The following is a 12,440-nucleotide window of genomic DNA, read 5'->3' on the forward strand; positions in this document are numbered from 1 at the left end:
TCTGTCAACGTCGGGCAGCCGGCTAAGCCGCCGCGCGTGGCTGCCAGGTGCGTTCGGGTCTTCGCCAGTCAATGCCTTCAAGCAGCATCGATAGCTGTGCAGTGCTTAGCGAGATCACTCCGCCCTCGGCTTGGGGCCAGACGAATCGACCTCGCTCCAGCCGCTTGGCCAGCAGGCACATACCGTCACCGTCGCTCCACAGGAGCTTGATCAGGTCGCCCCGGCGGCCACGGAAGACGAAGACGTGGCCGGAGTACGGATCCTCGGTGAGCGCCGTTTGCACCTTCGCCGCCAGCGTGTCCATGCCGCAGCGCATGTCCGTCACGCCAGCGGCCAGCCATACTCGGGTGCCCGCACGCGGGCCGATCATGCACTCTGGCGCAGTGCGCGCAGGACAAGGCACAGGCTGTCCTCGTCGACGGCCCCGCGCAGGCGCAATTGCGCGCCAGCGAACTCCAGCTCGATGACGCCGTTGCGCGGTGCCGGCCTCGATGGCGAGGGGGTGGGTCCAGTCGACGTTGGAATCGCCACAACCTCGGCTGCAGACGTCACCTCTATCGGCAACAGCACAGCGGCTGGCGCTGCGCCCACAGCCCGAAGATGCTCCCTGCGCCACTTGAAGAGCATGTTGGCGTTGACGCCACCGCGCAGCGCAATCGCCGACACGGAAGCGCCTGGCACCAGGCTCTGTCGCACCAACTCTTGCTTGAATGCCTGGTCATGATGCCGCCGGCTGGTCTTCCCTGTGTCTTGCTCACTCTTCATGGTGTGCACCATCTCCGTTTAGCGCACACCTCCAAGCGGGTCTGCGATTCGGGTCAGATGCTTCCCGCGGCCCGCGCCTCAGGCAAGGACGGCCTTCGCCGGACTATTACGGAGGGCCGGAGGTGCTGGCCGAGGAGTGCCGGCCGCTGCTTGAACATGCCAGCGGCGCCGCAGGCTACGGATTCATTGCTGGCAAGTTCGACACAGTCGATGGTTTTGGGCCGACCTGTGTGCGTCGCTTTGTCGAGGAAACGAAAGTGCTCGGTGAACGCAGCCCCGAGCAGTGGCAGCAGGATGCTTTCGGTCAGGTCGATGCCTGGTTGCGCGCACTGGGTTTGAGAGGATAGGTACCGTGGCGCAAGCGTCTTTCAACAACTTCGATGCGCAGTGGTCGAACGCATCCAGACGCGCTGAGCGAGGAGTCCAATGGCTTCATGCGGCCTGATTCTGACCCTGTACCGAATCAGTACGTACACGAATGGGCCGGCCGGCTTTGATGGGCGACATCAGCTCGTCTTCGGGCGACAGCGCAAGGCCCAAGCTTGCCAGTGCCGGGTCTACCTGCGGTTGGGCGGTATTGAAGATCAAGGGCCATCTTTTGATTTCCTCCCTGAAGTGCCCCAGTCGGCCATGTGTTCTCCATCCAAATCTGAACCCACGTGACACCCCTAACCTGCTGCAAAGAGCCGCAGCACAGGAGTGATCGACGTGGCGACATTGAGTGGGGGCCGATATCCACTTGGATCTCCTTGTCCGCTCAGCCGCAAGCGTGGCAACACCTCGCGGTCATGCAGGCAAGGATGCTTCGATACGCTGAATTCCCATGGTCTTCAGCGTCTCCGCAATGGCTGCAACCGCACCCGGGATGCCTGCCTCGCCGAAGTGCCCAATGCATCCCACGCGGAAGGTTTCCACCTGCGTGAGCTTGCCGGGATAGAGGATGTAACCGCGCTTCTTTACCTCTTGATAGAAGGTCTTGAAGTCGTAGTTCACATCGTCGGGAGCGTGGAAGGTGACGATGATCGGCGCTTGAAAGGCGGGGTCGAGGAAGCTGCGGAGGCCTAGGGCAGCAAGGCCTTCGATGAGCGTTTTGCAGTTGCGCGCATAGCGTGCGCCGCGCGCGGCCAGGCCGCCTTCCTCGATGTATTGCGTGATGGCCGCATCGAGCGCTGCGACCACGTGTGTAGGCGGCGTGAAGCGCCACTGGGTCGTTTTCTCCATATAGACCCACTGGTCGTAAAGATCCATGCTCAGCGAGTGGCAGTTGCCTTCGCATTGCTCGAGCGTTGTGCGCTTGATCACAACAAAGCCCATGCCCGGCACCCCTTCGAGGCATTTGCCTGAAGCGGCGACCACAGCGTCGAACGGCGTCTTGCGTGCGTCGATTTCCAGTGCGCCGAAGGAGCTCATGGCGTCGATGATCAGGCCGCGGCCGTGCCTGGCGACGACCAGGGCAATCTCGTGCAGCGGGTTGAGAACGCCGGCGCCGGTTTCGCAGTGCACCACCGCGACATGGGTGATGCTTGGATCAGCCGTCAGGGCGCGGTCGACGTCTGCCGGCGAGATCTGTTTGTCTTCGGTGTAGTCGATGGTGCTGAGCTTGCGGCCGAGCACCTTGCAGATTTTCGCCAGACGTTGGCAGTAGGCGCCGTTGCTAGGCACCAGCACATGGCCGCTTCGAGGAACGATCGTTCCGATGGCTGCCTCGACGGAGAAGGTGCCGCTGCCCTGCAATGGTACGCACTCGTGCGTGCCGGTGCCGTGCACGATGTCCAGCACGTTCTTTCGGATGCGCGCGGTGATCTGGTTGAAGTCGCCGTCCCACGATCCCCAGTCGCGCAGCATCGCTTGGCGGGTGCGCTCCGAAGTGGTCAAGGGGCCGGGCGTGAGCAGGATGGGAGCGGCTTGACTCATGGTGTCTCCAAGGCAGTGGAAGAAAAGTGAGAAGGAGGGTCGGGAGAAAAAAGGGAATAGCTCAGCCGCGGCCGAGGTTGCGCCAGGCCTGCGTTCGTGCCAGCAGCACACGCGTGAGCAATGCGTAGGCGATGCACACCAGCGTCGAGGTGACGACGATCAGGCTCGCGAGTGCGGCTGCCGGGCCGATGTCCCCAGCGTCGTCCAGGTGCATGATCGCGACCGACGCGAGGATGGTCTCCGGCGTGTAGAGAAAGATCGCGCATGACAGGCTGGCCATCGACACCACGAAGAAGTAGCGTCCTATGTCGAGAATGGCTGGCAGGCACACGGGCACCGTCACACGCAGGAAGGTCTTGAAAAACGGTACCTTGAGAGAGGCCGAGACGGCCTCGAACTCATTGTCGATCTGCTTGAGCGCCGTCACGGCCGTCAGGTGGCTCGAGGTGTAGTAGTGCACCACCATCGAGATGATCAGGATTGCCATCGTCTGATAGAGAAAGTTCAGTGGGTTGGCTGGATGGTTGAAGAACATCACGTAGCCCAGCCCGAGTACCAGACCCGGCACCGCCATCGAAAGCACGGCCATCAGGTGCATGCCGCGGCGCATGAGGCCCAGATTGCGCGTCTTCTCGATCAGATAAGCGCCCATGAAGACGATCAGCGAGCCGGCCACGGCAGTGACAATCGCCACGAGCAGGCTGTTGCCGTAGGCGGCTGCCATCTCGCTCTCCAACAGCACGAAGTGGTAGTGCTTGAGCGTGAATGACAGGTCGTAGGGCCAGAGCGAAATCAGCGAGGTATAGACCGCCATGCCGATGGTGGCCAGCAGCAGGCCGCACACCACTGCGCAAAAGAGCGTCAGCAGCGCATCGGCCACCTTCCGAGGCTTGGGGCTGTAGGGGACCGAGCGGGCGGTGAGTTGCGCCTTCAGCTTGCGCCGTACCACGTAATCGATCACGAACGAGACCACCGACGGAAGCAACAGCAGCATGCCCACTACCGCGCCGATGGCGAAGTTGTGCTGTCCTACGACCTGCTTGAAGACATCCACTGAGAGCACATTGAAATTGCCGCCAATCACCTTGGGCGCGCCGAAATCGCTCACCACATAGGTGAAGACGACGGTGGCCGCGCTGATAAGGCCGTACTTGCACGAGGGTAGTGTGATCGTCATGAACTGACGCAGTGGCCGCGTGCGCAGCGCGGTGGCGGCTTCGTACAGCCGACCGTCGGCCAGCGACAGCGCAGTGACGAGGATCATCAGCGCATGCGGAAAGGTGTTGTAAACCTCGGCCAGGATGATTCCCGGTGCACCGTAGATCGATGCGCCGCCCAGCAGGAATTTGAGAGCCCCCTGGTTTCCGAACCACTGTACGAACGAGATCGCCGACAAGAGCGAGGGCGCGAGCAGCGGGATGAGCGCGATGAGTCGGAACAGCGCCTTCAGCGACACAGGCATGCGGCTGCGCGTGAGCGCATAGGCGAAGACGAAGGCCGTCGGTACCGAGATCATCACTACCGCGGCCGAGACCCAGACTGAGTTCCAGGCCGCGCGCAGCAGGCTCGGCGTCTGAAAGTAGGTGATGAAGTGGGCCAGACCGATGAATCGCCCGTCCTTGTCCTGCACCGCATGCGCGAGGATGGTGGCGAGCGGTGCGATCAGGAAGACAAACAGCATCGCCATCACCACGAACAGGATGGCCCGCGCGATGGTTTCGTCGCGGCTCCAGCGCAGCGCAGGTCGTGCGGCGAAGGCGGTCTTGATGGCAGTAGGGTGGGCCAGCGCGTTCATGGCTTTGGCGTGCGTGTGGCGGAAAAGGCGCGGATGCGGTTGGCGCGCAGCGCGATGTCGATGGTGTTGCCTTCGCGGATGTCCAGGTCGTGCAACTGGTTGAGGGAGAAGTGCAGACCCAGCACCTGCCCGTGCAGCGCATCGGCGGTCACCTCGGCGATGCACTGGCCGCCGAGGAACTCGACCTTCGTCACCTTCGCTTGCAGGCGGTTGGGCGTGTCATCGCGCAGTTGCTCGACCGCGCGGTCCTCCGGGCGAAGGTACAGGTTGACAGCCTCTCCGGGTTCGAAAGCGCCATCGCAGGCGTCGCATTCGAGCTCCATGTCGCCCACCCGGAAGCGGTGGTTGCCCAGCGCCACCGAGCGAAGCACGTTGACCTTGCCCACGAAGTCCGCCACAAAAGGGGTGGCCGGCTGTTCGTACACTTCCATCGGCGTGCCGACCTGCTCGATCACGCCGTGGTTCATGACCACGATGCGGTCAGCCATCGACAGCGCCTCTTCCTGGTCGTGTGTAACCATGATGGTGGTGATGCCGACCTGCTTTTGTAGCCGGCGGATCTCACCGCGCAGCCGGATGCGTTCCAGCGCGTCGAGCGCTGAGAGCGGCTCGTCCAGCAGAAGCAGGCCAGGGCGGGCGGCCAGCGCGCGGGCCAGCGCCACGCGTTGCTGCTGGCCGCCCGAGAGCTGGCTGGGGTACTTGTGGCCGGAGGTCGGAAGGCCGACGAGCTTCAACAATTCATCGACCCGGGCATGGATCTGGTCGCGCTTGGCGCGACTGTTGACCAAGCCGTAGCCGACATTCTCGGCAATCGAGAGATTGGGGAAAAGTGCATACGACTGGAACACGATGCCGTAGTCGCGCTTGTCCGCGGACAGCCACGAGACGTCCTTGCCGTTCTGCAGGATCTGTCCGGAGGTCTGGGTTTCCAGGCCCGCGATGATGCGCAGCAGCGTGGTCTTGCCGCAGCCCGAGGGGCCCAGAAAGCACAGCATCTCGCCCGGGTTCACGCGCAGGTGCACATCGCGCAGCGCGCTGAAGGCTTCGAAGTCCTTGCGAACGCCGATGATCTCGAGCGCCGCGGGCGGTGCGGCGGCGGGCAACTGGCTGGCGATGAAGCGGGTGTCGGTCATGTCCATTTTTCGCACTCGTTGGAAGTAGGCGCCGCTGCACTTGGCGTCGCGGGTTGGAAAAAGGCCGGCGCGGCCATCAATTCACAAGGTGTCTGCTTCGCGGGGACGCTGCGGAACCGGCTTCGCCGGGCCGCTGGCGTCGTCCCGGGTAGGGGGCAGAGCGACGCGGGGTGCGCGCAGCCCCGGGGGGGCGAGCTCTTATTTGGGCTCCGCCTTGCCTTCGTAGCGCTTGCTCCACTCGGCGAGGATGCGTTCGCGGTTCTTGGCCGCCCAGTTCAGGTCATTCTTGGCCAGCAGCTTCTCGTAGTTGTCGGGAATGCCTTCGAGTTTCGAGACCACGCCCGGGTAGGCGACCACGGCCCACCAGCGCGCGCTGATCTGGTTGGCCTCCTTGCTCGCCATCCAGTCGGCGAAGCGCTTGCCCTGCTCCAGCTTCGTGCTGGTCTTCATGAGGCTGGTGGCCTCGATGTCCCAGCCCAGGCCTTCCTTCGGAAAGATCAGGTCAACCGGGGCGCCCGACTTCTTCACCTGGTGCGCGCGGAACTCGAAGGAGATGCCGATGGGGAACTCGCCCGCGCCCGCCTGCTTGCAGGGCTTGGAGCCGGAGTGCACGTACTGCGCGATGTTCTGGTGCAGCGCGTCCATGTACTTCCAGCCTTCGGCATCGCCCATGTTCTGCAGCCACGACGACACATCGAGATAGCCCGTGCCGCTGGAGGCCGGGTGCGGCATCGAGATCGTGCCCTTGTAGACGGGCTTGGTCAGGTCCTTCCAGCTCTCGGGCTTGGGCAGGCCGAGCTTCTTCGCCTCGACGTGGTTGAAGCAGATGGTGGCGGCCCACACGTCCATGCCAACCCAGGCAGGCGGGCGCGCCGCGTCGGAGTACGCGGGGTTCAGGTCCTTGAAACCCTTGGGCTCGTAAGGAAGCAGCATGCCCTCCTGCTGCAGCAGTGCCAGGCTGCTGGCGGCCAAGCCGGCCACCACATCGGCCTGCGGGTTGGCTTTTTCGGCCAGCAGCTTGGCGGTGACGATGCCGGTGGAGTCGCGCACCCACTTCACCTCGATGTCGGGGTTGGCTTTTTCGAAGGCGTCCTTGTAGAGCTTCATGGCGTCGGTTTCGAGCGCCGTATAGACCAGGAGCGGCGTCTTCTGCGCCCGCGCACCGCCGGACATGAGGCCGAGGGCTGCAACACACAGGGCGGCCGTGAGACGGCGCGTGCTTTGTTTCATCGTCATCTGTCGTTTCTCCTGAGAGGCTGGCTGTCACTTGAAGAGGGTGAGGGCTGGCGCCGTCGCGAGGGTGGCCAACGCCGTTCGGTGTTTGCAATGTAGATTGCTGATTGGAGACTGTCAATAAAAAATTGTTGACAGTTTTCAATTCATCGGGAAAATACGCCCCATGGTCACCAGCAATCACTCCGCCGCCCTCGCATTCCTCCAGTCCAGCTCGCTGCCGATGCTGATGCAGGAAGAAATCGAGCGTTTGATCATGACGGGCGAGCTCCCCGTCGGTAGCCGCATCAATGAGAGCGAGCTTTCGCAGCGCTTCAACACAAGCCGCGGCCCCATCCGGGAAGCGCTGCGGGCGCTGGAAGAGGCCGGCCTCGTGCGCAACGAAAAGAACCGTGGCGTCTTCGTGCGCGAGATCGCGTTCGAGGAAGCCGACGAAATCTACGAACTGCGCGAGGCGCTGGAAGAAGTCATCGGCCGGCGCGTGGCGGTTGCCATCAAGCCCGACGCCATCGAGCGCCTGCGCGCCATGCTCGACGCGATGCGTTCGGCAGCCCAGGCGCAGGACGTGGAGCAATACGCGCAGCTCAATCTGCAGTTCCACGAAATCCTGCTCGACACCGCAGGCAGCAAGAAGCTCACCGAAACCTACAAGCGCCTGGTAAAGGAACTGCACCTTTTCAGAATGCGCGCGCTCGACAGCGGCGGCGGCCTGCGGGTCTCGGCCGACGAGCACCGCGTGATCGTCGATGCCATTGCCAGCGGCAATCCCGACATCGCGGGGCAGGCGCTGCGCAAGCACGTCGCCGACAGCCGCGCCCGCATGCACAAGGCCTTCGGCCGCGCCGATTCCGCTCCCATTGAAGCACCGAACAACCCACCCCAAAAGGAAGTCTGAAATGACACAGGAGACACTCGAAGTCAACGCCCGCAGCTACCGCTGGATGTCGCGCCCGGTCGTGGTCGTGTGCGTCGACGGCTGCGAGCCCGCGTACCTCGACGCGGCAATTGCCGCCGGCGTAGCCCCGTACTTCGACCGCATGAGGAAGTCTGGCGCCGACCTGCTGGCCGACTGCGTGGTGCCCTCGTTCACCAACCCCAACAACCTGTCGATCGTGACCGGCGTGCCCCCGGCCGTGCACGGCATCTGCGGCAACTACTTCTTCGACCGCGAGCTCGGCCAGGAAGTCATGATGAACGACCCCAAGTACCTGCGCGCGGGCACCGTGCTGGCCGCCTTCGCGGACGCGGGTGCCAAGGTCGCGGTGGTGACCGCCAAGGACAAGCTGCGCAAGCTGCTGGGCCACCGCATGAAGGGCATCTGCTTCTCGTCGGAGAAGTCCGACCAGGTGACGATGGAGGAGAACGGCATCGACAACGTGCTCGACATGGTCGGCATGCCCGTGCCCTCGGTCTACAGCGCCGAACTGTCGGAGTTCGTGTTCGCCGCCGGCGTCAAGCTCATGGAGTCGCGCCGCCCCGACCTCATGTACCTGTCGACCACCGACTACGTGCAGCACAAGGCCGCCCCCGGCAGCCCCGCCGCCAACGCCTTCTACGCCATGATGGACGGCTACCTCGCGCAGCTCGACGCCCTGGGCGCCACCATCGTCGTCACCGCCGACCACGGCATGAACGACAAGCACGACGCAGCCGGCGCGCCCAAGGTCATCTACCTGCAGGACGTGCTCGACGGCTGGTACGGCCAGGACGAGGCGCGGGTCATCCTGCCGATCACCGACCCCTACGTGGTGCACCACGGTGCGCTCGGCTCCTTCGCCACCGTGTACGCGCCCGCTGAAGCCAGCGTGCCCGGCTGGATCGAGCGCATCAAGGGCATCCCCGGCATGGAGCTGGTGCTCTCGCGCAAGGACGCCGCCGAACGCTTCGAGCTGCCGCCCGATCGCATCGGCGACATCGTGGTGGTCAGCGAGCAGAGCACCGTCATCGGCACCTCGGCCAGCCGCCACGACCTCTCGGCGCTGGAAGTGCCGCTGCGCTCGCACGGCGGCGTCTCGGAGCAGCGCGTGCCGCTGATCTGCAACCGCCCGGTCACCGGCATTGCCGCCGGTCGCCGGCTGCGCAACTTCGATGCGCTGGACATCGCGCTGAACCACGCCCAGTAACGACAACGACTTCCGGAGCACTTCCCCATGAGCCAAGCCATCCTGAAGCCAGGCACCGTCCACCGCGAGGCCCTGCGCATTGCCGGCGAGCGCGTGCACCGCGACCGCACCATCGAGGTCACCTACCCCTACACCGGCGAAGTCATCGCCACCGTGCCCAAGGCCACGCTGGAGGACGTGCGGGTGGCCTACAAGATCGCGAGCGACTACAAGCCCACGCTCACGCGCTACGAGCGCTACAAGATCCTGATGCGCGCCGGCGAGATCATCGCCTCGCGCCTGGACGAGATCTCGCGCGTCATCACCATGGAGTCGGGCCTGTGCCGCAAGGACTCCTTGTACGAAGTGGGCCGCGCCTCCGACGTGCTGCTGTTCGCGGCCAACCAGGCCCTGGTGGACGACGGCCAGGTGTTCTCCTGCGACCTCACCCACCACGGCAAGAGCCGCAAGGTCTACACGCTGCGCGAGCCGCTGCAGGGCGCCATCACCGCCATCACGCCGTTCAACCATCCGCTGAACCAAGTGATCCACAAGGTGGCTCCCTCCATTGCCACCAACAACCGCATGGTGCTCAAGCCCAGCGAGAAGACGCCGCTGACGGCCTTCATCCTGGCCGACATCCTGTACGAGGCGGGCCTGCCGCCGCAGATGCTGTCGGTGGTCACCGGCGACCCGAAGGAGATCGCCGACGAGATGCTCACCAGCGCCGACGTCGACTTGGTCACCTTCACCGGCGGCGTGGCCATCGGCAAGTACATCGCGGGCAAGGCGGTGTACAAGCGCCAGGTCCTGGAGCTGGGCGGCAACGACCCGATCATCGTGATGGAGGACGCCGACGTCGAGGAAGCCGCGACGCTGGCGGCCAGCGGGTCGTACAAGAACTCGGGCCAGCGCTGCACGGCCATCAAGCGCATGCTGGTGCACGAGTCGGTGGCCGACCGGTTCGTCGAGCTGCTGGTGGCCAAGACGAAGGCCTTGAAGTACGGCGATCCGATGGACCCGGCCACGGACATGGGCACGGTGATCGATGAGGCCGCGGCGATCCAGTTCGAGGCGGTGGTCAACGAGGCCATCAAGGCCGGTGCGAAGCTGCTCTACGGCAACGAGCGCCGCGGTGCGCTGTACTCGCCGACGGTGCTCGACCATGTGGACCCGCAGATGACGGTGGCCAGGCACGAGACCTTCGGGCCGGTGTCGCCGGTGATCCGCTTCAGGAACATCGAGGAGGCGATCCGCATCTCCAACGGCACGGCCTACGGCCTGTCGTCGGCGGTGTGCACCAACCGCATGGACTACATCACGCGCTTCATCCGCGAGCTGAACGTGGGCAGCGTCAACGTGCGCGAGGTGCCGGGCTACCGGCTGGAGTTGACACCCTTCGGCGGCATCAAGGACTCCGGCCTGGGCTACAAGGAAGGCGTGCTTGAGGCCATGAAGAGCTTCACCAACACCAAGACCTATTCGCTGCCCTGGTAGACAACGATGAGCCTGAGCATTCCCGACATCGTCGGCCTGTTCGAAACCAAGGGCGGCGCTCAGTACGACGGCGAGCCGGTCACGCAACTGGAGCATGCGCTGCAGTCGGCTCATCTCGCCGAGCAGGAGGGAGCGGGCAGCGCGCTGATCGCCGCGGCATTGCTGCACGACCTGGGCCACCTGCTGCACGACTTCGGCGGCACGCCGACCCAGCAGGGCCTGGACGACCTGCACCAGTACCGCTGCCTGCCGTTCCTGCGTGCGCTGTTCGGTCCGGCCACGCTGGAGCCGATCCGGCTGCACGTGGACGCCAAGCGCTTCCTATGCGCGCGCGTGCCCGGCTACCTGGAGGCGCTGTCGGCCGATTCGAAGCGCAGCCTGCAACTGCAGGGCGGCGTGTTCGACGAGGCCCAGGCGAAAGCCTTCGAGGTCTTGCCGTATGCGATCGACGCGGTACGCCTGCGGCAGTGGGACGACACGGCCAAGCTGGCCGATGCCCACATGCCCGGCCTCGCGCACTTCGTGCGCCACCTCGAGATCAGTTCCGCCGAACACAGGCAAGCCCTCGCCACCGCTTAAGGCACACGGATGCGCCCCTTCTGGATCGAACAAGCGCTCTTCAACGATGGCGATCTGGCCCCGGCGCTGCAAGGCGAAACGAGCGCTGACGTCTGCATCGTCGGCGGCGGCTTCACCGGCCTGTGGACGGCCATCCAGGCCAAGCTGCAGGCGCCGTCGCTTGACATCGTCATTCTCGAAAGCGACCTGTGTGGCGCCGGCGCCAGCGGGCGCAACGGCGGTTGCCTGCTCACCTGGTCGGCCAAGTTTTTGACCCTGCAGCGGCTGTTCGGCGAAGACGAGGCGGTGCGCCTCGTGAAGGCGTCGGAAGCGGCGGTGGGGCACATCGCCGACTTCTGCGCGGCGCACAACATCGACGCCGAGCTGCGGCGCGACGGCACGCTCTACACCGCGACCTCGCAGGCGCAAATCGGCACGCTCGATCCGATGATGCAGGCGCTGGAGGCGCGCGGCATCCACTCGTACTACGCGCTTTCGCCCGACGAGGTGGCGCGGCGCTCCGGCTCGGCGCGCAACCTGGCCGGCGTGTACTCGCCGATCGCCGCCACCGTGCATCCGGGCAAGCTGGTGCGCGGGCTGCGGCGCGTGGCGCTGGTCATGGGCATCCGCATCCACGAGCGCACGCCGATGCTCGACTTCAGCACCGAACAGCCCGTGCTGGTGCACACGCCCACCGGGCGCGTGCGCGCGAAGAAACTGGTGTTGGCGATGAACGCGTGGATGGCCAGCCGCTTCCCGCAGTTCGAGCGGACCATCGCCATCGTGTCGAGCGACATGATCATCACCGAGCGCTGCCCCGATCTGCTGCAGCAGATCGGACTGACCGACGGCGTGTCGGTGCTCGACTCGCGCACCTTCGTGTACTACTACCGCAGCACAGTCGACGGCCGCATCATGCTGGGCAAGGGAGGCAACACCTTCGCCTGGGGCGGTCGCATGGCCAAGGTGTTCGACGAGCGCTCGCCTTACGAGGGCGAGCTCACGCAGGCTCTGCATTCGTTCTTCCCGGCATTGCGCGACACGCCGATCACCGCGAGTTGGAACGGGCCGTCCGACCGCTCGGTGACGGGTTTTCCCTTCTTCGGCAAGCTCGACGGTGCGCCGCATATTTACTACGGCTTCGGCTATTCAGGCAACGGCGTCGGGCCGACCTACATGGGCGGCCAGATCCTCTCGTCGCTGGTGCTTGACCAGGACAACGCCTGGACGCGAAGCCCGATCACGAACGGACCGCTCGGTCACTTTCCGCCGGAGCCGATGCGCTACCTCGGCTCGATCGCAGTGCGCAACGCAATCCGCCGCAAGGAGCGGGCCGAGGACGAGGACCGCTCGCCGTGGCTGGTCGATCGCCTGCTCAGCAAACTAGCCAACGCTGCAGGCAAGGCGGACAAGGCCTGAACGTCCGACGTTCAAGCCTTCGAG

General features: G+C 64.8%; 11 protein-coding genes and 2 pseudogenes. 6 read left to right on the forward strand and 7 right to left on the reverse strand.

The window, feature by feature from the left end; genetic code table 11:
* Positions 1–22 precede the first annotated feature (22 nt).
* On the reverse strand, positions 23–370 hold the full coding sequence (gene tnpB, locus ACAM57_RS33770) for an IS66 family insertion sequence element accessory protein TnpB (RefSeq protein WP_126184714.1): 348 nt from the start codon (positions 368–370) through the stop codon (positions 23–25).
* Complete coding sequence (locus tag ACAM57_RS33775; RefSeq protein ID WP_369661885.1) at positions 367–765, reverse strand: transposase; 399 nt, start codon at positions 763–765, stop codon at positions 367–369. The genes tnpB and ACAM57_RS33775 overlap by 4 nt, the downstream gene beginning before the upstream one ends.
* A gap of 113 nt (positions 766–878) precedes the next feature.
* On the opposite strand from ACAM57_RS33775, the pseudogene ACAM57_RS33780 reads away from it, so the two are divergent.
* A pseudogene (locus tag ACAM57_RS33780) lies at positions 879–1,112 on the forward strand (hypothetical protein); the annotation flags it as partial.
* A gap of 124 nt (positions 1,113–1,236) precedes the next feature.
* Here ACAM57_RS33780 and ACAM57_RS33785 read toward each other — a convergent pair.
* The 5 genes and pseudogenes from ACAM57_RS33785 to ACAM57_RS33805 form a co-directional block, all read right to left on the reverse strand.
* Positions 1,237–1,356 (reverse strand): annotated as a pseudogene (locus tag ACAM57_RS33785) (LysR family transcriptional regulator); the annotation flags it as partial.
* A gap of 195 nt (positions 1,357–1,551) precedes the next feature.
* A complete protein-coding gene (locus ACAM57_RS33790) occupies positions 1,552–2,679 on the reverse strand; it encodes a 2-aminoethylphosphonate--pyruvate transaminase (protein WP_369662559.1) in 1,128 nt (375 codons plus the stop codon).
* Positions 2,680–2,740: 61 nt separating this feature from the next.
* Complete coding sequence (locus ACAM57_RS33795; RefSeq protein ID WP_369662560.1) at positions 2,741–4,474, reverse strand: putative 2-aminoethylphosphonate ABC transporter permease subunit; 1,734 nt, start codon at positions 4,472–4,474, stop codon at positions 2,741–2,743.
* Positions 4,471–5,613 (reverse strand): putative 2-aminoethylphosphonate ABC transporter ATP-binding protein, encoded by a 1,143-nt coding sequence (locus tag ACAM57_RS33800; RefSeq protein ID WP_369662561.1) that lies wholly within the window; start codon positions 5,611–5,613, stop codon positions 4,471–4,473. The genes ACAM57_RS33795 and ACAM57_RS33800 overlap by 4 nt, the downstream gene beginning before the upstream one ends.
* Before the next feature lie 192 nt (positions 5,614–5,805).
* Positions 5,806–6,780 carry a putative 2-aminoethylphosphonate ABC transporter substrate-binding protein gene (locus ACAM57_RS33805; RefSeq protein WP_369662910.1) on the reverse strand — a complete coding sequence of 325 codons (975 nt, stop codon included), beginning with the start codon at positions 6,778–6,780 and terminating at the stop codon, positions 5,806–5,808.
* A 226-nt stretch (positions 6,781–7,006) separates the two neighbouring features.
* Here ACAM57_RS33805 and ACAM57_RS33810 point away from each other — a divergent pair, with 226 nt between their 5' ends.
* From ACAM57_RS33810 to ACAM57_RS33830, 5 genes are read left to right on the forward strand one after another with little or no spacing between them, the layout of a single operon-like run.
* Positions 7,007–7,735: a phosphonate utilization associated transcriptional regulator gene (locus ACAM57_RS33810; protein ID WP_369662562.1), complete on the forward strand. Its 729-nt coding sequence runs from the start codon at positions 7,007–7,009 to the stop codon at positions 7,733–7,735.
* A gap of 1 nt (position 7,736) precedes the next feature.
* Positions 7,737–8,963, forward strand: a complete 1,227-nt coding sequence (phnA, locus tag ACAM57_RS33815; protein WP_369662563.1) for a phosphonoacetate hydrolase — start codon at positions 7,737–7,739, stop codon at positions 8,961–8,963.
* A gap of 27 nt (positions 8,964–8,990) precedes the next feature.
* Positions 8,991–10,439, forward strand: coding sequence for a phosphonoacetaldehyde dehydrogenase (phnY, locus tag ACAM57_RS33820; protein ID WP_369662564.1), 1,449 nt, complete (start codon positions 8,991–8,993; stop codon positions 10,437–10,439).
* A gap of 6 nt (positions 10,440–10,445) precedes the next feature.
* The gene (locus ACAM57_RS33825; RefSeq protein WP_369662565.1) at positions 10,446–11,018 is read left to right on the forward strand and encodes a phosphonate degradation HD-domain oxygenase; all 573 of its coding nucleotides are present in this window, start codon (positions 10,446–10,448) and stop codon (positions 11,016–11,018) included.
* 9 nt (positions 11,019–11,027) lie between these two features.
* On the forward strand, positions 11,028–12,416 hold the full coding sequence (locus tag ACAM57_RS33830) for an FAD-dependent oxidoreductase (protein ID WP_369662566.1): 1,389 nt from the start codon (positions 11,028–11,030) through the stop codon (positions 12,414–12,416).
* The last annotated feature ends 24 nt before the right edge of the window (positions 12,417–12,440 follow it).

Source organism: Variovorax sp. V15 (genome assembly GCF_041154425.1).
GTDB classification, from domain to species: domain Bacteria; phylum Pseudomonadota; class Gammaproteobacteria; order Burkholderiales; family Burkholderiaceae_C; genus Variovorax; species Variovorax guangxiensis.

Bases quoted from the DNA above. Each gene is read 5' to 3' on its own strand.
- ACAM57_RS33795 (WP_369662560.1), bottom strand. From the start codon at position 4,474: ATGAACGCGCTGGCCCACCCTACTGCCATCAAGACCGCCTTCGCCGCA.
- phnA (WP_369662563.1), top strand. From the start codon at position 7,737: ATGACACAGGAGACACTCGAAGTCAACGCCCGCAGCTACCGCTGGATG.
- tnpB (WP_126184714.1), bottom strand. From the start codon at position 370: ATGATCGGCCCGCGTGCGGGCACCCGAGTATGGCTGGCCGCTGGCGTG.
- ACAM57_RS33810 (WP_369662562.1), top strand. From the start codon at position 7,007: ATGGTCACCAGCAATCACTCCGCCGCCCTCGCATTCCTCCAGTCCAGC.
- phnY (WP_369662564.1), top strand. From the start codon at position 8,991: ATGAGCCAAGCCATCCTGAAGCCAGGCACCGTCCACCGCGAGGCCCTG.
- ACAM57_RS33830 (WP_369662566.1), top strand. From the start codon at position 11,028: ATGCGCCCCTTCTGGATCGAACAAGCGCTCTTCAACGATGGCGATCTG.
- ACAM57_RS33790 (WP_369662559.1), bottom strand. From the start codon at position 2,679: ATGAGTCAAGCCGCTCCCATCCTGCTCACGCCCGGCCCCTTGACCACT.
- ACAM57_RS33775 (WP_369661885.1), bottom strand. From the start codon at position 765: ATGAAGAGTGAGCAAGACACAGGGAAGACCAGCCGGCGGCATCATGAC.
- ACAM57_RS33800 (WP_369662561.1), bottom strand. From the start codon at position 5,613: ATGGACATGACCGACACCCGCTTCATCGCCAGCCAGTTGCCCGCCGCC.
- ACAM57_RS33805 (WP_369662910.1), bottom strand. From the start codon at position 6,780: ATGTCCGGCGGTGCGCGGGCGCAGAAGACGCCGCTCCTGGTCTATACG.
- ACAM57_RS33825 (WP_369662565.1), top strand. From the start codon at position 10,446: ATGAGCCTGAGCATTCCCGACATCGTCGGCCTGTTCGAAACCAAGGGC.